General features: G+C 65.0%; 13 protein-coding genes and 1 pseudogene. 10 read left to right on the top strand and 4 right to left on the bottom strand.

Annotation, left to right across the window (positions count from 1 at the left end; genetic code table 11):
- Positions 1 to 553 (top strand): annotated as a pseudogene (locus LPW30_RS10750) (hypothetical protein); the annotation flags it as partial.
- Positions 554 to 656: 103 nt separating this feature from the next.
- Here the strand turns inward: LPW30_RS10750 and LPW30_RS10745 are convergent.
- From LPW30_RS10745 to hmuQ, 3 genes are all read right to left on the bottom strand, one after another.
- Positions 657 to 2,768 carry a TonB-dependent receptor plug domain-containing protein gene (locus LPW30_RS10745; protein WP_239680843.1) on the bottom strand — a complete coding sequence of 704 codons (2,112 nt, stop codon included), beginning with the start codon at positions 2,766 to 2,768 and terminating at the stop codon, positions 657 to 659.
- A 193-nt stretch (positions 2,769 to 2,961) separates the two neighbouring features.
- Positions 2,962 to 4,020: a ChuX/HutX family heme-like substrate-binding protein gene (locus tag LPW30_RS10740; protein ID WP_239680842.1), complete on the bottom strand. Its 1,059-nt coding sequence runs from the start codon at positions 4,018 to 4,020 to the stop codon at positions 2,962 to 2,964.
- Between the two features lie 124 nt (positions 4,021 to 4,144).
- Complete coding sequence (gene hmuQ, locus LPW30_RS10735; protein WP_025282396.1) at positions 4,145 to 4,465, bottom strand: heme-degrading protein HmuQ; 321 nt, start codon at positions 4,463 to 4,465, stop codon at positions 4,145 to 4,147.
- Positions 4,466 to 4,813: 348 nt separating this feature from the next.
- On the opposite strand from hmuQ, the gene LPW30_RS10730 reads away from it, so the two are divergent.
- The 6 genes from LPW30_RS10730 (at position 4,814) to LPW30_RS10705 (ending at position 10,261) form a co-directional block, all read left to right on the top strand.
- Positions 4,814 to 5,887: a ChuX/HutX family heme-like substrate-binding protein gene (locus LPW30_RS10730; RefSeq protein ID WP_238624506.1), complete on the top strand. Its 1,074-nt coding sequence runs from the start codon at positions 4,814 to 4,816 to the stop codon at positions 5,885 to 5,887.
- A gap of 241 nt (positions 5,888 to 6,128) precedes the next feature.
- The gene (locus LPW30_RS10725) at positions 6,129 to 6,470 is read left to right on the top strand and encodes a heavy-metal-associated domain-containing protein (RefSeq protein ID WP_025282398.1); all 342 of its coding nucleotides are present in this window, start codon (positions 6,129 to 6,131) and stop codon (positions 6,468 to 6,470) included.
- A gap of 94 nt (positions 6,471 to 6,564) precedes the next feature.
- A complete protein-coding gene (locus tag LPW30_RS10720; RefSeq protein WP_025282399.1) occupies positions 6,565 to 6,825 on the top strand; it encodes a hypothetical protein in 261 nt (86 codons plus the stop codon).
- A 339-nt stretch (positions 6,826 to 7,164) separates the two neighbouring features.
- Positions 7,165 to 7,617: a YtxH domain-containing protein gene (locus LPW30_RS10715; protein WP_238624507.1), complete on the top strand. Its 453-nt coding sequence runs from the start codon at positions 7,165 to 7,167 to the stop codon at positions 7,615 to 7,617.
- Positions 7,617 to 9,731: a heavy metal translocating P-type ATPase gene (locus LPW30_RS10710; RefSeq protein WP_238624508.1), complete on the top strand. Its 2,115-nt coding sequence runs from the start codon at positions 7,617 to 7,619 to the stop codon at positions 9,729 to 9,731. Before LPW30_RS10715 ends, LPW30_RS10710 begins: the two co-directional genes overlap by 1 nt.
- A gap of 77 nt (positions 9,732 to 9,808) precedes the next feature.
- A complete protein-coding gene (locus LPW30_RS10705) occupies positions 9,809 to 10,261 on the top strand; it encodes an FMN-binding protein (protein WP_128571941.1) in 453 nt (150 codons plus the stop codon).
- 63 nt (positions 10,262 to 10,324) lie between these two features.
- On the opposite strand, the gene LPW30_RS10700 is transcribed toward LPW30_RS10705, so the two are convergent.
- Positions 10,325 to 12,889, bottom strand: a complete 2,565-nt coding sequence (locus LPW30_RS10700; protein WP_239680841.1) for a fused MFS/spermidine synthase — start codon at positions 12,887 to 12,889, stop codon at positions 10,325 to 10,327.
- Between the two features lie 202 nt (positions 12,890 to 13,091).
- Here LPW30_RS10700 and LPW30_RS16050 point away from each other — a divergent pair, with 202 nt between their 5' ends.
- From LPW30_RS16050 to LPW30_RS10690, 3 genes are all read left to right on the top strand, one after another.
- On the top strand, positions 13,092 to 13,256 hold the full coding sequence (locus LPW30_RS16050; protein WP_238624510.1) for a DUF2256 domain-containing protein: 165 nt from the start codon (positions 13,092 to 13,094) through the stop codon (positions 13,254 to 13,256).
- Complete coding sequence (locus tag LPW30_RS10695; protein WP_239680840.1) at positions 13,253 to 14,779, top strand: cryptochrome/photolyase family protein; 1,527 nt, start codon at positions 13,253 to 13,255, stop codon at positions 14,777 to 14,779. The genes LPW30_RS16050 and LPW30_RS10695 overlap by 4 nt, the downstream gene beginning before the upstream one ends.
- Before the next feature lie 83 nt (positions 14,780 to 14,862).
- Positions 14,863 to 18,477: a hydantoinase B/oxoprolinase family protein gene (locus LPW30_RS10690; RefSeq protein WP_420797719.1), complete on the top strand. Its 3,615-nt coding sequence runs from the start codon at positions 14,863 to 14,865 to the stop codon at positions 18,475 to 18,477.
- Positions 18,478 to 18,564: the final 87 nt, after the last annotated feature.

Here is an 18,564-nt window from a genome sequence, read left to right as displayed (position 1 = left end):
CCGGATCTATCGGGAGGTAATCCCGAGAGACCTGACCTGGATCATGCAGACCCGCATCCCCAACCAGGAGCAGGAGTGGTACGTCACCTCAAAGGGGCACCTGGACATTCCGAAGTTGCTGCGTGCCTTCCAGCAGTTCTTCCGTGAACAGGCCGATGCCTGGCTGGAACGCTTTGACTACAAGGAGGCGGGCCCGCAGTTGCTGATGCAGGCCTTTTTGCAGCGGATCGTCAATGGCGGTGGCCGCATCAGCCGGGAATATGGCCTGGGCCGCAAGCGCACGGACCTGTTCATTGAATGGCCGACGGATCCGGCGAAGGGCTTTTATGGCCCCATGCAGCGCATTGCGATTGAACTCAAGCTGCAGCGAGGGGCGCTGGAGGGCGTCATCAGGCAGGGGCTTGCCCAGACGGCATCCTATACCAGCCAGGTGGGTGCTGACGAGGCCCACCTGGTGATCTTCAATCGCGATCCCGAGGTGACCTGGGAAGAGCGGATCTGGGAGACGGAGCGGACAATGGAAGAGCGTTGCATCCGGGTGTGGGGCGCTTGAGGGGGCAGTGATGCCCCATGGAACCTTCCTCTGTGGGAGCGGGCAGAAGATCGAAGGTACGGAACTGGCGCCCGCCGGCACAGCCGTCCATCCTTGGTGGTGATCAATAGAAATACCGCACTCCCACGTAGCCAAAGGGGCCTGGGTCGCTGCCCACTGCCGTGTCCACCCGTGTATCGAAGAGGTTCTCCACCCCACCGAAGATATCCACCCGTCCCAGGGCCGGAGGCATGTAGCTCACGCGCAGATCCGTCAGGGTGTACGGGTCCACCCGGGCCAGGGGCTCGCCTGGTGTATCGGTATAGCGCTGGGTGCCCGTGTGGCGCACCGCCAGGTTCAACTCCCAGGCTGCCGCGGGGCGCCAGTCCACCTCGATCCGGGCCTGAAGATCGGGCTCGAACTCCAGTTTCTCCCCCGTCTCTCGATTTTCGGTCTCCAGCAGGCCGGCAGAAGCACTCACTGTCCATGCCGGTGAGAAGCGGTAGCTTGTGCCCAGTTCCAGGCCGCGAATGCGGGCCTCGCTGATATTGCGGAAGGTGGTATAGGTGATGCCCCGCGGGGCCTCCACCGTGCGTTCGATGCGGTCGTCGATGGTGCTCTGGAACACGGCAATGTCATAACGCCAGCCTTGTCCCTGGCCACTGATGCCCACTTCGATGTTCTCGCTGCGCTCCGGATCCAGTTCGAAGGCCTCCTTGCCAAGGGCCGGATCGGTCACGGAGGCGCCGGCGAGTCGACCGCGGGGCGTCTCGCGGTTCAGGAAGGTTTCCGGCAGGTCGGCAATGCGGAAGCCCTCGGCGTAGTTGATGCGCAGGCGTGCCTGGGGGTGGATGATGTACTGCAGCCCCACGCTGCCGCTGTTGGCTGATTTCGACTGGGAGGGGTCATCATGGCGAAGGCCATAAATGATCTCGGCATGAGGTGAAAGACGCCACTCGTGCTGAGCAAACAGGGAGCGGAACCAGTAATCCCGGCTCTCCTGGATGTTGTCCGGATTGAAGAAGGGGGCGGAGCGTTTTTCGTCGCGGTATTCCGCGCCGGCCAGCACCGTATGGGCCTCGGCGGGCCGCCAGGTGCCGGTCAGTTCATGACCATGCACGGTGACCTCGCCGGTGCCCGACACGGAGGCCGACGCCCCCTGCGACGTGTACCCCAGGTCATTCCAGATGGGCGACGTGATGGTCTCGTCCTTTTCATACCGTGAGCGGTGGCTGCGCCAGTCCAGTTGCAGGGTATCGGTGGGTTCCAGTCGTCCCCGCAGGGCTACATCCAGACGGTCATTCTCCCAATCGTTTTCCACCGGAGCATTGCGCACCGGGGCGGTCTGCCCGTTGGGCAGGGGGTAATTGGAGGGATGCATGTTGCCCACGAAGCGGGCATCCCGCGTCTCGCGCAGGTAGCTCACATCCATCCCCAGCTCCAGGCGCTCATGCAGACGCTGGGTGAGCCGACCACCCACGCTGAGCAGATCGGTGGGTTCCCGGTAGCTCACCTCCACTCGATAGGTGTCCGCCAGGTTGTTTCTGAAGTCGTTGATATTGGATTGAGAAGGCGGAGCCGCTCCCTGCTGTCCACCCCCGCGAGGGACCATCACCCGGGCCGTGCCGGTTTCCGAGTATTCCCCTTGCCGGCTGGCATTGAACCAGGCGCTGAAGCCGGTATCGCCCCGTCGACCCCGAATGTCTCCCTGCACCTCGTAGCGCTCGGCATCCCCCGAGGCCGTGGCACCCACGCTGGTGCTGACCATCCCCTCCAGGCCATCCTGCGGCTGTTTGGTGATGATGTTGATGATGCCGCCCAGCGCATCGGAGCCGTAGAGTACCCCCATGGGGCCCTTGACCACCTCGATGCGCTCGATGCTGCCCGCCGGAATGCGGTCCAGCTCGAACCCCATGCCGGCTTCCCCCGCCAGGCGCCGCCCGTCCACCAGCAGCAGGGTGCCCTTGGCGCCGGCGCCGCGGATGGAAATGTCGCCCCGCCCCGGATTGATGAACACCCCCGGTGTATTGAGGAGGACATCCCGCAGGGTGACCGCCCCCCGCTTGCGGATCTCCTGCTCGGTGACCACCTCCACGGCCACCGGGCTCGCGTCCCGGGCGCGATCCGTGCGGGTGGCCGAGGTGACGGTGACTTCCTCCAGCACCACGGCGGGTACATCGGCCAAAGCCAGGCCCGGCAGTGTGGAGAGCAGGGCGAGCATGGGTACTGGGCGCATGGGAAAATCTCCTTGCCTCGTGACGTGTAGGGTGATGATCTCTCGATTAAAGATAAGTTATATCATAACTTTATGGAGGTGAGAATATTCGGAAATACTAATCTGCATTCAGCGCTGACGGCGTAAAGCTCTTCCGCATGAGCGGATGGGAGGCGTGCCCCGCCCGAGGGCGGGGTTCAGGCAGAGGCGGGATCTACCAGGCGGTGATGGCCGGCTGCATGGTCCGGAGGAGGCTGGGCCAGTCGTTCCAGGGGTGGGCTGAGGTGGCCTGATCATCGATGCTCATCAGCAGTCTGCCATGACGGTCGTGACACTCGATGGCCAGGGTAAAACCCCGGTAGCCGGGTTTGCGAACGACCCATACGGTTTCCACCGATTGCAGTTCCAGCCGTGCCCGGGCCGGCCCCTGCTCCATCTCCAGGACATTGGCGCGGACGTTGACCTCGATGTGGTCGCTGGCGTGGCGTTGGGTGACGGCCCCGTTGGATACCGATACGCGCAGCGGTAGGTGTGTCTGTTCGTTGAGCGACTCGGCCAGCAGATGCAGGGCGTTCACGCCGGTACGCAGGGCGAACTCACGGCCCAGGGTTTCCAGCATTTGCGTTCGCGATAATTCGGGCAGGCCTGGTATGCACTCTGCGGGAAAGTCCGTGGGCAGTTGCCACCAGATCCGCAGGGATTCCCGATCCAGCCGGTTCAGTGGGTGGCTTTTGGGGTCTGCATGCCAATGGGGTGGGGTGGGGACATGGGTCTTCTGGCGTCCCTGATGAGGATCCATGAAGGGCTGGATCAGGGTGGGGTCGAGCCCCCGCGGCGATGCGGCCTGGAAGGTGAATATCCGCTCACCGAATTCGTTGAAGAAGCGCATGGATTGGGGGACCGATTGCCCGGAGGTTTCCCCGTCCATCACGAAGCCGCTGCGCCAGTGATCGAGATTGAGCGCCAGGGATTGGCGATAGCCGCGCAGGAACAGTGTATTTTCCCTGGTGCTGGCCTGATCCGCATTCAGCGGCTGATCCAGCTCAACGCCAGGCGCCGATGTGGTGCAGCGAAGCCAGGGATGCTTGCGCAGGTGATGGACAAGATTAAGCCAGTCCTGGCGCAGCCGATGCACCCTTCGGCCGCAGGCCAGCTCGAGTTGCTGGGATTCGGTCAGGCCCATATGGCGGCTGTCCAGGTAGGGGCGGGCCTGGGGCGAATGGAAGGTGGAAAGCCGGGCGTGGCGCTGGGGCAGAAACTCTGCTGCGTGCATGGGAACCTCCGAAGGGTGAATATGCGTAATTAATAATAATCATTCGCATTAAAAAGGCATAGTCCCATCGTGGTGTTTCCGACGAACGGATGCATCGGTTCAAAGGGAAAGGCCGTCCCGGTGATCAGGTGTCCGCGGCCATGGACTGGAGTACCTCAAAGCATTCCAGATGGGGCCCGGTGAGGTAGATATGGGAACGACTGCCGGCCGACCGATGGGCCTCGCGAAACGCATCAGACTGGGTCCAGGCCTCGAAATCCCCCAGGCTGGTCCAGAGGGTGTGGGTGGAATACAAGGTGTGGTCGTCGAATGATGCGCCCCGCAACACCTTGAACTCGATGAACCCGGGAACCCCTTTCAAACGGCTCTCGCGTCCCTCCCAGATCTCTTCGAATTCTGTTTCGTGACCGTGGCGTACCTTGAAGCGGTTCATGGCAATCATCATGGCGGTGTCTCCCGAAAGGATGGCTGGGGATGGCCGGCGTTGGCTTGCCGGCAGTGCTTCTTATCAAGAATAGTACTCATTACGATTCTCGCCAAGGGGTCTGTTTTCTTTCCGGCGACCCGCATCCATTTTTTTCAAGGGGGTATGAGTACAAGAGGCTTTCTGATGATCGGTTGTCGGGTTGCAAATGAGAATGTAATGCATTAACGTTATTTCCTGTCGGGTCCGATCCGTGGATCCGCCATCCTCCACTCAGCCCGCCGTCGACGTCATCGATCAGCCAGCCAGAGTGCGTCACATCTGCTTCCAATGTGCCGGTCGTCATCCATCGACCGTCAGGAGGTTCTCATGCGTGTACTCTCTTCATCGTCCGCCGAGCCCGCACCGATGGCTCGGACTCAAGCCGACCCGGAGCCTGCTGCCCGAGCCGAGCGCAGGACCCGTCATGACCTGGCCAGTCGCACCGGCCTGTCGGATGCCCGCCTGCTCATGCGAGAACTGGGTGATGGCCTGGTGCGCCTCAGGCCGAACTGGGATGAACTACTCCCGGCCCTGGAATCCCTGGGCACTGTGCGGGCCGTGACCCGTAACGCCCATGTCATCCATCAGAGCGTGGGCAGCCTTGGCCATGCGCACGTCCGCGAAGACATGGGTTGGCTGGTCGGCAGTGGCATGGACCTGCGACTGATGCTGGGCCACTGGCATCACGCCCTGGCCGTGGTTGCGCGGGATAACCCGATGGCGGAGCGCGGGGTGTATTTCTTTGATGCCGACGGCAGTCAGGTTCATGGCGTGGAGCTCACTTCCGAATCCAGTCAGGGGGCTTTCGCGGCCCTGGTGACGCGTTTTCGCGGGCCGCGGCTGACGCCGGAATTCCTGTCGTGTGCGCCTGTCGTGCAGTCGCCCGCCCGACGCATTCCCCTGGTGGATATCGTGGATCTCAGGATTCGCTGGGATGCCATGGGTGAACCGGGTGACTTTTCGGACCTGCTGGCGCATTTCGGCATGACGCGGCTCAACGCCCTGCGGTTGGCGGGTCCGGGCCGAGCCTTCTCCGTGGGGGTGGAGTCCGGATGCACCCTGCTGGAATACATCCGGGATGAGGCCTTGTCGGTGGAAGTGCATGTGGCCAATGTCGGTGCCGTGCAGATCCATCACGGCTATGTGGGGAGTTTCCGCGAGGCCGACGATTGGTGGCGGATCAGGAATCCCCGGTTCAGTCTGGATCTGCGCCGTGCCGGGCTCGCCGAGGTGTGGGTGGTCCGTCGCCCAACGCATCGTGGCCCGGTGCATTCCCTGGAGTGGTATGGTTTCGATGGCAGCCTGTTGATGCAGATCTTTGGCCATCGGTCCACGGGGGGTGTCGAGGATGCACGATGGCGGCATCTGCTGGGCTCTTTGGAAGGCGATCGAACCGACTGAGAACCCGGGGCTTGCGCGAACTGATAAAGCACCCGGCTTGGCGTTCAAGGCACGCCATGTCATGATGACGGGGTACGGATCCTGAGCGATCTGCCCGAATCAACCGTACGTCACTCCAGCCAGCCGCCGCCAGCCAAGTGACGCAATCCCGGAGTAATGGGTGCGTGACCTTGATGCCTGGACCTTCCCCTCTGCGCGCAAGCGCCCCTGAGTGGCCACCGTGCCTGTTGGCAGGTGCGTCATGATTCAGCTTGATGACGTGCGTGCCGTGCTCGACGATGTGCGGATCGCCCATCACGTGCGTGGGCGTGTGCGACTGAAACTTGTCCGCGACCCTCAGCTCCAGAAGTCCCCTTCCGGGGCCTTGATCGAAACACTTCAGGTTCTGTTGGCATCATTGCCCGGGGTGCGCGATGTGCGTATCAACCTGCTGGCCCGTTCCTGCGTGGTGGACTATGACCCGGAGACGATTCCGCCCGAGGCCTGGGCGGATTTTCTGGCCGGTGAGCGCACGCCGTCGGCAGACCGGCTGGAAAAGGTGCTGGAGCAGGCCTGCCGGGAAGTCAGCGATGCCCTGTCCTGACACGACGACAGATCACCGCATCCCGAGGAATCCCCGGGCCTGGGGATTGCCTCAAGTTAAATAAGGTGTCGCGGAATTGAGGAGGAAAAGCACCATGATACCGTTACTTCCCTTTGCCGCCGGGGTGATTACCGGCGCGGTCGCGGTGCGACTGTTGAAGACGGATCGCACCCGCAAGACGCTCCACCAGGCCGGGGACCGTCTGCGGGATGCCACCGTATCCAGCCTGGAGGGCATCGAGAATACTTCTGCCCGTGCGCGTCGACGGCTCGCGCGAGCCGAGGCCGCCAAGGCGGCCGATGGCGATTCCGTGATCGATGCCGATGCTGAAAAGCCTGACGGGCCCGCCTCTTGAAGCCGGGTGATCGACGCTTGAGGCGCCTGCCGCCGCCCATGCCAGGCCCCTTGCCACCCCCCCGCGACGGTAATCCTTTCGTTCGTGGCCTGGTGGTGGGGGGGTGCCTGGCCGCCTTTCGCGGCGTGGGGCGCCGGGGAGCACCCCGCCCGACGAAACACATCCTTCGCCACGCCCTTCAGGAGGGCACCGCGCTGGCCGCCGGTACGCGGGCAGCCGTGGCGGTGGGCCAACGGGATTATACCGGTGCCCTGACGGCTGCCGCCGCAGGCGCAGCCGGTGTATTGATCATTGAACGCCTCCTGGGCGACTCGCCCGAGGCCAGACGGGAGTCAGTGAATGGGAAAGAAACGCAAGAAAAAGGAAGCAAGACGTCGGCGTGAAGCCATGTACGAGGGCTATGGATGGGGGCCGCGAGATCCGGCCTATCAGGGCTACGGCCCGGGCTATGGGCCCTACGGCGAGGGTCCCTGGGGATATGATGCCTACAACGATCCGCGAGGTGCCCAGGCGCGCTACGGGTATGGTTATGGTGAGGGTGCCCGCGACGGCGAGGGCCTGTTCGATGGCTTGAAGGGCATGCTGCGCGGTCGCCATAGTGAGCAGTTCCTGCTGGGCCTGGCCATCGGCGCCGGAGCCGCCTGGGTGCTCAGCGACGAGGAGACCCGTCGCAAGCTGATGAAGGCCGGCATCGATCTCTATTCCGGTGTGGCCGGCGGCGTGGAGGAACTCAAGGAACAGATGGCCGATATCAAGGCGGAACTGGACGCCGAACGTCACGGGGATCAGTGATGGACGAAACCTGGTTCAGCGGCGTTGAGCCCGTGCACGCCATCCGTGGGCGGGTGCGTTTTCGCTACCGACGACGTCCGTCGATGCCCGCCGAGGGTCGTCGCATCTGCTCGGCGGTGGCCTCCATCGAAGGGGTGGAGTCCGTGCGCGTCAACGAGCGAATCGATTCGCTGGTGATCCGCTTTGAACCGGAGGTGACCGACCTGTCCCGCCTGCGGGAGGGCATTCTGTCGCTGACCGCCCCGCCGCTGTCGCGCAACGCCGGCCGCAGTCGCAATGACGAGGGCAGCCTGCTGGCGGTGGGATTCGGGGGGGTGACCCTGATGCTGACCCGCTGGTTGCCCCCCTGGCTGCAACTTCCCCTGTCGATTGCCATCGCCCTGCCGGTACTGGGGGCGGCGGTGCGCGATCTGTTCCGCCAGGGGATCACCTCTCATGTTCTCGAGGCGCTGGCGGTGATCATCTCCATTGCCCGCCGCGACTACTTTGCCGCCAACACCACCGCCTTCCTGCTGGCACTGGGGGAGTATCTGGAACACTCCATCCAGCGTCGTTCCGACGATCTGCTCAAGCATCTGATGCGCCCGGGCGATACCGAGGTCTGGGTGGAACGGGATGGGGAGGAACTGCTGGTGGATGCGCGGCAGGTGCGTACCGGTGATACGGTCATCGCCGCCACCGGCACGGTGATCCCCGTGGATGGCACGGTGCTGGGGGGCGAGGCGCTGGTGAACGAGTCCACCATGACCGGCGAGAGCGTACCCGTGACCCGTCGTCGCGGTGATACGGCGCTGTCGGGCACCCTGGTGCAGGAAGGGCGCATCCGCATCTACGCCGAGCGGGTGGGGCGCCATGCCGCGGCGGCCCGCATTGCCGACTTCGTGGAGCACTCTCTGGAGGCCAAGAGCAACACGCAGCTGGAGGCGGCCAAGCTGGCGGATCGACTGGTCCCCATGGTGCTGGGGCTCTCGGGTGGCACCTGGGTGGTGTCCCAGGATACCGAGCGGGTGGCGGCGGTGCTGCAGGCGGACTACTCCTGTGCGCTCAAGCTGGCCACCCCCGTGGCGTTCAAGTCCGCCATGTACCGGGCGGGTCAGTCGGGCATGCTGGTCAAGGGGGCCACGGCGCTGGAAAAACTCGCCGAGGCCGACACCTTCGTGTTCGACAAGACCGGCACCCTCAGCAGCGGTCAGCTGCAGGTCACCGATTCCATCGCCTTCGACAGTCAGTACACCTCCGAGGACCTGATCAACATGGCCGCCTCGGTGGAGGAGCATTATTTTCATCCCATGGCCATGGCGGTGGTGGAGGCGGCGGAGCGGTTGCCGCATCAGCAACACTTCAATCATAAGGAAGTGGAGTTCATTGTGGCTCATGGGGTGGCCAGCAGCATCGAGGGCCGGCGCATCGTGGTGGGCTCCCGACATTTCCTGGAGGAACACGAAGGGATCGACATGGAACCCTTCTCGGCCGTGATCGAGCGCCTGCGGAACGATGGCAAGACGCTGCTCTACATCGGCTATGGTGGTGAGTTGCTGGGGGTGCTGGCGCTCAAGGACACGCTACGCTCCAATGCCGCGGCCACCGTGCAGCGGTTGCGACAGCTGGGCGTGGGCCGGGTGATCATGCTCACGGGGGATCAGCCGGAACGGGCCCGCCTCATGGCGGAACACCTGGGGCTGGATGACTACCGGGCGGGGCTCATGCCCGAGGATAAGGCACTGGCCCTGAAGAACCTGGCGGGAGAGGGTGCCCGCATTGCCTTCGTGGGCGATGGCATCAACGATGCCCCGGCCCTGTCGGGGGCCCATGTGGGCATGGCCATGCATCATGGGGCGGATGTGGCGCGTCTGGCGGCGGACATCACGCTGCTGGAGGATGATATCGCCCGGGTGGCCGATGCCAAGGCCCTGGCCCTGGCCACGCGTGGGCTGGTGGACAGCAATTTCAAGCTCACCGTGGGGTTGAATACGGGCATTCTCTCCGCCGCCGCCTTCGGGTTGCTGAATCCGGTGGCGGCCTCGGCGCTGCACAATGGCAGCACCATCGGCATTCTTTTGCGTGCCCTGGCCGGCGCCGGCTTGTCACGGGGGCAGGCTGCCCGGGCAGCCTGAGCCTGCCAGGCATCGTCATGCAGTCCCTTTTTGTGTTTTATTTAATTGAATGATTATCACTAAAAAGGAGAAAATCCATGTCATTGAGATGTCGTTGGCCCGTGATCATTGCGCTGCCGTTCATGCTGGCGGGCTGCTGGGGCCCGGAAACGGGGGAGCAGGCACCGGTCTATGAAGATGGTACCTACCGGGGTGGTTTCTTCGACCGTGACCAGATACAGGTGGGGGTGCAACTCACCCTGGAAAACAACCGTGTGACCGCCGCCGGCTTCCGCCAACTGGCCTATGGGGGGACGGATTATCGACTGGCCGAGGAGGGTTTGCCCCTGGGGATTGCCGACCAGTACCGTGAACTGCTGGATCACATGCTGGGCAAGGACATCAACGAGGTCATCCCGGAGCTGTACTCACCCGGGGAGGTGGTGACGGAAAACGCGGAAGTGGACGGTTTCACCTCAGCAACCATTCGTTCATCCAAGGTGATTTCAGCCATACGGGATGCCCTGAACCGCGGCGTGTACAGCTACTGAGGAGGGGGGGTGGTGGCCCGGCCCCCGGGTTCGGCATCACCCGTCCGCTCCCTTGAGCGCTCATCATTCTTCCCAGCGTGAGCCCGTTTCCTCGGGCGTGGGCGAGGGCGCGGCCTCAAAGGGTGTGAGGCGCAGGAAGGCGTCCAGATGTCTCCCCGCCAGTTCCTCGTGGCCGTGGCGGCCAAGCACCCGGTAGTGATAATAGTGCCGACCCGCATGCACATAGCCTTGTTCGCGCTGTTGCAGCCGGGACAGGTAGGGATCCCGGTGAGGGGGCACCTGCCGGGAGAGGGCTTCGTACAGGGAGCCCAGCTCCGCACCGATCACCCAGCGAGCCTCCCCCGTATGCACACGCCGCTGGGAACGGGGCGCACCGTATTCCACCACCGGCCGGTTACGGGTGTTGACCGGATAATCGTCGAACACCTCACTCAGCCCCACATTGCCGGCATAAAAGCGCAACGACACGGCTTGCAATAACGGCGCCGGCAGGTCCGGATTGCCGGCCAGTGCCCGGCCATGCCGGACCAGGACATCCGGGTCCAGTGTGACATCCGCTTCGGTGCCCACCAGGGCCAGGATGGAACCCGTGGGGAACATGTCACCGCGCCAGGCCACCACCTGGGGGAAGACTTCCTGCATGGTGCGCCCGATACTGCCCAGTTCCCGTTCGGTGAGCTGATAAAGGGGCAGCCACTGGACAAACAGGCCACCGTCCGCCAGGCGCTCACGGGCCACCTGGTAGTGCTCCCGGGTGTAAAGATTGCCCGTTCCCGCCTTCCAGGGAGTGAACAGGTCACTGATGATCAAATCGTAACGGTGGCTGGCGTGACGCAGGCAATGGTGCCCATCCTGGGCACGTACCGTGACGCGCTCGTCCTGGAAAAGTCCGTTGTTCCAGGGAGCAAAGTGGATGCTGGCCAGTTCCACCACCTCCGGCAGGATCTCGCACACATCCACCCGTTCCACCGGGAACATCAGGCTGGCGCCTGCCGTGATGCCCGTGCCCATGCCCAGGTAAAAGACATGGCGGGAGTCCGGGTGGGTCATCATGGGGATCAGGGTGCGGTTGCGTTCCGACTCCAGCGACGTGGTGCCCCCCAGGGTGTAGTAGTTGTTCACGCGCAGCACACGGTGATCACCCCGTTGCACCACGGTGGCCGTGGCATGGCTGCCTTCGCGCACATCCAGAAGGGACTCACCGGCCGTCGGGTCCAGACGGGACACGCTCAGCCCCTGGGGATGCCAGACCAGCAAGGCCAGGCAGACAGCCGCCAGGGGGGTGGCCCCGGCGAGGCGCCAGGGAATGGGGGCCGAGGAGCCCCAGATGAGCCAGACGACCAGCGCCGGGTAGACGGCAGCGAACACCAGCAGGCTGCCGGTCACGCCGACCCAGGGCAGCAGGACAAAGCCCGCCGCCAGTGAACCGACGATGGCCCCGGAGGTGTTGGCCGCCACCAGTTGCCCGATGATCCGGCCCGGTTCCGGGCGGGATGCCTCCACGGCCCGCAACAGATAGGGCAGGACTGCGCCCAGCAGGATGCCCGGCAGCACCATCACCGCGATCGCCGTGGCCGACACGGCGGCCAGGTATTCCCGCCAGCCGGCCCCGGCCCCCACGTAGTTGAGCCCGTCGGTGGCGGCATGAAAGGCCCAGGGGGAGGCCGCGATCACGACGGCCGACAGGAGCAACAGCACGCCAAGCACACCATGAGGGGGCAGACGCTGGATGCGGGCCAGGGCGTTGGCCATCAGTGACCCCAGGGACAGGGCGACCAGGAAGGACACCAGCACGATGGCATAGGTGTAAACGGAATTCTGCAGCACCTGGGCAAAGAGTCTTGTCCAGAGCACCTCCACGCCCAGGGTGGCCAGGCCCGAGGCGAAGGCGATCACCCCCACCATGCGCGGCGGCAATGACGGCCAGCGGGCAACCGAGGCGGCGGCTGAGGCTGGCGAAGGGGAGGGCGTGGAAGAAGGGGCGCTCTCGCCCGCGCGCGCCAGGATACGGCGCGCCAGAACGATGGCGATGATGCCAACGGTCAGGTCGATGCCAATGGCCAGCAGATAGGCTCCGTGAAAACCCAGCAGCATGGGCAGGGCAAAGCCGGCCGCCAGGGCACCCACGGCGGAACCGAAGGTGTTGAGGGCATACAGGGCCGTGCCGGTGGTGGACAGTCGTCCCACCACGCGGACCATGAACTGCCCCATCATGGGCAGGGTGCCCCCCATCAGAAAGGCAGGCGGGAACAGGATCACCGCAGCCAGACCCGCCTTGAGGGCCTGGTCGGCCACCGGATGGTCTCCGGCCAGGGCGTAGAGCGCCGGGTACAGGCTGTGGTAGAGGTCAGTGAGGAAGAAATGGCCCAGGGCGGTCAGGGCGACGGCCACCTCCAGTGCGCCGAAGGCGGCCAGGGCTGATCTCACTCGAGGCGCCATGCGTCCCCAGAACCAGCCGCCCACGGCCAGCCCGGCAAAGAACACCGCGATGGCCAGCGCTGCCGCCTGGGCCGTGCTGCCAAACAGCAGGCCCAGTTCCCGAACCCACAGCACCTGATAGACCAGCGCGGCAAAGCCCGAAAGGAAGAACAGGGCGGCGATGGCCCAGCGAAGCGGTGTCGACACCATGGGGAATTCCGATTCAGTGAATGATAATCAATCCCTTATGGTATTAGATAACCTGCTCGAGTTGAAGTGGACAGGTTTCATTGGTTCACATCCGTCACCCGGGTACACTGCAGATGAACGCCCGACCTTGCGTGAGCCCCAGCCGGATGCGGTGCGGGCGTCTTGACAGGGCCTGTCTTTCGGATCGAATCAGGGGCATCGGATGAGCCACGCCAAACCCAACCTGCCCACGAAGACCTGTGTGGTCTGCGGTCGCCCGTTTGCCTGGCGGCGCAAGTGGGCCCGCGTCTGGGATGAGGTACGCTACTGTTCCGAGCGCTGTCGTCGGCAACGGGGATCGGTCGGTGCGGCCAGGGGGCCGGCATGACCACCTTGCGTCTGGTACTCGGCGATCAGCTCAACGCATCGCACCCCTGGTTTCGCCAGCCGGATGACGGTTGCGTTGTGGTGATGATGGAGATCCGCAGCGAGACCGACTACGTGGTCCATCACGCGCAGAAGGTGCTGGCCATCTTCGCGGCCATGCGTCGCTTCGCCGAGGCCCTGCAGGCTGCCGGCCACCGTGTTCACTACCTGCGTATTGGCGACTCCGAGAATCGGCAAGGCTTCGCCGCCAATCTCCAGTGGCTGGCTGCACATTACCAGGCGACCCGGTTCGAGCGCATGGAGGCCGATGAATGGCGCGTGGAACGGCTGCTTGATGAGGCCTCAGCCCGGCTCGGCCTGCCCAGCACGGTGGTGGATGCGGCGCATTTTCTTTGCGAGCGGGGTGAACTGGCCCAGGCCTTCAGCGAGCGGGTGCCACGCCTGGAGTATTTCTATCGTGACATGCGCCGCCGCCATGGCCTGTTGCTGGATGACCACCAGAAGCCGGTGGGTGGGCGCTGGAACTTCGACGCCGACAACCGTGCCCGCTGGCCGGGGGAGCCACCCACCCCCGACTGGCCATGGGCGCCCACGGATGTCTCGGCACTTTGGCAGGAGATCGTTGCCGCTGGAGTGCGCACCCTGGGGGAGCCTGGTGCCGATGCGCTGGCCTGGCCGTTGACCCGATCCCAGGCGCGCGCGGGGTTGCAGGTATTCATCAAGCAGGCCTTGCCGCATTTTGGTCGTTTTCAGGATGCCATGAGCACCCGGGAGCCGTTGCTGTTCCATTCGGGGCTTTCGTTCGCTCTCAATACCAAGATGCTGCATCCACAGGAGGTGATCGATGCGGCGCTGGAGGCCTTTGAGGCAGGCGCGGTGGATATCGCCGCCTGTGAGGGATTTGTGCGCCAGATTCTCGGCTGGCGCGAATATGTGCGGGGCGTCTACTGGAGCCGCATGCCGGATTACGCGCAGACCAACGCCCTGCAGGCCCGCCGGCCCTTGCCCCGCTGGTACTGGACGGGTGAGACGCACATGGCCTGTCTGCGCCACGCCATAGGCCAGTCCCTGCGCCTGGCCTACGCACATCATATTCAGCGGTTGATGATCACCGGCAATTTCGCCCTGCTGGCGGGGTGCGATCCGGACGCGGTGGACGCCTGGTATCTGGGGATCTACATCGATGCCTTTGAATGGGTGGAGATGCCCAACACCCGTGGCATGAGCCAGTATGCCGACGGTGGGCTGGTGGCGAGCAAGCCTTACGCTGCCTCGGCCAGCTACATCAAGCGCCAATCGGACTATTGCAAGGGCTGCCGGTATGCCGCCACCCGCCGGCACGGGGATGATGCCTGCCCGTTCAATGCGCTCTACTGGGATTTCATGCTTCGCCACGAGGCGGATTTTGCCAGCAACCCGCGCATGGCCATGCCGTACCGCGCCTGGAAGCGCATGGATGAGCCGGAGCGCACGGCCACCCTGGAACACGCTCATCGCCTGCTTGAGCGGCTCGATACCCTGTGATCATCTGCAGGGCCAATGCGGCATGTCCTGGGTCTTAGCCAAAGGAGTAGTACAATTCCGGTCGTTCGACACAAGGGGAGCCAATGATGCAGCATCGGCAGGAACAGCGTTGGCAGTTCTGGATCGATCGGGGCGGCACGTTCACCGATGTGATCGGTCGTCGGCCGGACGGCAGCATGGTCATGCACAAGCTGCTGTCCGAGCACCCGGAGCGCTACCGGGATGCGGCCCTGCAGGGTATTCGCGATCTGCTGGGCCTGGAGCCGGAGGACGCCATTCCGCCGGAGCGGCTGGAGTCGGTGAAGATGGGCACCACCGTGGCCACCAACGCCTTGCTGGAGCGCAAGGGGGAGCCCACGGTGTTCGTCACCACCCGGGGCTTTGCCGATGTCCTGCGCATTGGCTACCAGAACCGGCCGGACATCTTCGCCCTGGATATCCGGCTGCCCGAGCAGCTCTACCGGCGGGTGGTGGAAGTGGATGAGCGCATCGCCGCCGACGGCACGGTGCTGGCCGCACCGGATCCGCAACAGGTGCGCACCGCCCTGAATGAGGCGCGGGTAGCCGGTTGTACCGCCTGCGCCATCGCCTTCATGCACGGGTATCGCCACACCGCCCATGAGGAACAGGTGGCTGCCCTGGCCCGCGAAGCGGGTTTCGAGCAGGTCAGCGTATCCCACCGGGTGAGCCCGCTCATGCGCCTGGTGGGCCGGGGCGATACCACGGTGGTGGACGCGTATCTCTCGCCCATCCTCAAGCGCTATGCCGAGCAGGTGGCCGCGGAGCTGGGCGGCACTCGTCTGATGTTCATGAAGAGCGACGGCGGGCTCACTGACGCCCGCTGGTTCGAAGGCAAGGACGCGATCCTCTCGGGGCCGGCCGGCGGGATTGTCGGTTGCGTGCGCACCGCCATGATGGCGGGTTTCGAGCAGATCATCGGCTTCGACATGGGTGGCACGTCCACCGACGTCGCCCATTATAACGGCGAGTTCGAGCGCAGCTTCGAGACCGTGATCGGCGGCGTGCGCATGCGCGTGCCCATGATGCGCATCCACACCGTGGCTGCCGGCGGCGGCTCGTGCCTTGGGTTCGATGGCAGCCGCTACCGGGTCGGCCCGGAGTCCGCAGGGGCGGACCCGGGGCCGGCCTGTTATCGCCGTGGCGGCCCGCTCACCGTGACCGACTGCAACGTCATGCTGGGCCGGCTGCAGCCGGCGTTCTTCCCGCGCGTGTTCGGCCCCGGCGGTGACGAACCCCTGGATGCCGACGTGACCCGCGAGGCCTTCCGGGAACTCGCCGAACGCATCCACGGGGATACCGGCGATGCGCGCAGTCCGGAAGAGGTGGCCGAAGGCTACCTGCGCATCGCCGTGGAGAACATGGCCAATGCCATCAAGCAGATCTCGGTGCAGCGGGGGCATGACATCACGGGCTACACCCTGAACTGTTTCGGCGGTGCCGGCGGCCAGCATGCCTGCCGGGTGGCCGAGGCCCTGGGCATGGCCCGGGTGCTGGTGCATCCCTTTGCCGGGGTGCTGTCCGCCTATGGCATGGGCCTGGCGGATCTCACCACCCTGCGGGAACTGGCCGTGGACGCGCCGCTGCAGGCCGACACCCTCAAGCGACTGGCGCCGCGTCTGGAATGGGCCGAGGGCGAGGGTCGGGAGGAACTCCTGGCCCAGGGCGCCCCTGCGGATGGTCTGCGTGCGGTGCACAAGCTGCAGCTACGCTACGAGGGCACCGACACCTCACTGCTGGTGGATCACGGTGATGCCAAGCAGGTGCGGGCAGATTTCGAGACCCTGCATCGCACCCGCTTCGGGTTCACCATGCCGGACAAGCGGGTGATGATCGCCGCCGCGGTGGTCGAGGTGATCAGCAGTGATGGCGCCCTCGGCAGGGAGCCAGAGCGACCCCCGCGTGGGGCAGGTGAAGGTCCGGATGCCCTGGGGCAGGTGGAGGCCTGGATGGAGGGCGCCTGGCGCAGCGTGCCCGTCCATGACCGCGAGACCCTGGCCCCCGGGGACCGCATCGACGGCCCGGCCATCATCCGTGATCCGGTGTCCACCATCGTGGTGGAGCCGGGCTGGTCACTGGGGGTCAACCCCTACGGCCACCTGCTGCTGGACCGGCAGGCCGCCACCGCGACCGCCCGTGTGGGCACCGAGGCGGATCCGGTGATGCTGGAGGTGTTCAACAACCTGTTCATGAGTGTCGCCGAGCAGATGGGCGTGACGCTGCAGAACACCGCCCAGTCCGCCAACATCAAGGAGCGGCTGGATTTCTCCTGCGCCGTGTTCGACTCTGATGGCGGTCTGGTGGCCAATGCGCCCCATGTGCCGGTGCATCTGGGCTCCATGGGCGAGAGCGTGCGCGCCATCATCCACGCCCGCCGGGGCACGATGCGGCCCGGCGACGTGTTCATGCTCAACAATCCGTACCAGGGCGGTACCCATCTACCGGACATCACCGTGGTGACGCCGGTGTTCGATGATGCCGGTGACGAGATCATCTTCCATGTGGCCAGCCGCGCCCACCATGCGGATGTGGGCGGTCTCACCCCGGGCTCAATGCCGCCCCACAGCCGCCATATCGACGAAGAGGGCGTGCTCATCACCAATGTGCAGGTGCTCGATGCCGGCGAGTGGCGGGAGCAGGCCCTGCGGGATCTCTTCGGCAACGGCCGCTATCCCGCCCGCAACATCGAGCAGAACCTGAGCGATCTGCGTGCCCAGATTGCCGCCAACAATCGCGGCGTCAACGAACTGCGCGGGCTGGTCAGTCAGTACGGTCTGGATGGTGTGCACGCCTACATGGCCCATGTCCAGGCCAATGCCGCCGAGCAGGTGCGCCGGGTGCTGGACGTGCTCGGCGACGGCGCCTGGGAAAAGCGCCTGGACAACGGCGCCGTGGTGCGGGTGGCCATCCGCGTGGACCGCGAGGCACGCTCGGCCGTGGTGGACTTCACCGGCTCCAGCCCTCAGCGGGACAGCAACTTCAACGCCCCCCGGGCGGTGACCCGGGCGGCGGTGTTGTATGTGCTGCGCACCCTGGTGCAGGACAGCATCCCGCTGAATGACGGCTGTCTGGAACCCATCGAGCTGGTGATTCCGGAGGGCTCCATGCTGAGTCCGCGCCATCCCGCCGCGGTGGTGGCCGGCAATGTGGAAGTGAGCCAGGTGGTCACCGATACGTTATATGCGGCCCTGGGGGTGATGGCCAACAGCCAGGGCACCATGAACAATGTCACCTTCGGCAACGATACCCACCAGCACTACGAGACCCTGTGCGGTGGTGCCGGCGCCGGTAATGCCTTCCATGGCGCCAGTGCCGTGCATGTGCACATGACCAACAGCCGCCTCACCGATCCGGAAGTGCTGGAGACACGCTTCCCGGTGCGGCTGGAGGGTTTTGCCGTGCGCCAGGGGTCGGGCGGCGATGGGCAGTGGCGGGGCGGCGATGGCGTGGAGCGCCGTCTGCGCTTTCTGGAGCCCATGACAGTGGCGGTGCTGGCCAACAGCCGCGTGCAGGCCCCGGCGGGCATTGCCGGCGGCGGCGCCGGGTCCCTGGGCGAGCAGTTCGTCCTGCGTGCCAGCGGCAGCCGCGAGAACCTGGGCGGCACGGACCTGGCCGCCATGGACACCGACGACGTGTTCGTGATCCGCACCCCCGGCGGCGGTGGATACGGCGCCAGGTGAAGCGATGCAAGGCGCGGTGCATGGTCCCGGTGGGCTGGCTGCCAGCGCCCACGGCCCCCCAGCCCTGTGGGGCCAGGGCTTTGCATG

The organism is Ectothiorhodospira variabilis, from assembly GCF_022227625.1.
GTDB classification, from domain to species: domain Bacteria; phylum Pseudomonadota; class Gammaproteobacteria; order Ectothiorhodospirales; family Ectothiorhodospiraceae; genus Ectothiorhodospira; species Ectothiorhodospira haloalkaliphila.
The sequence above is the reverse complement of the archived record's forward strand: the minus strand, read 5'-3'. Positions and strand labels throughout refer to the sequence as shown.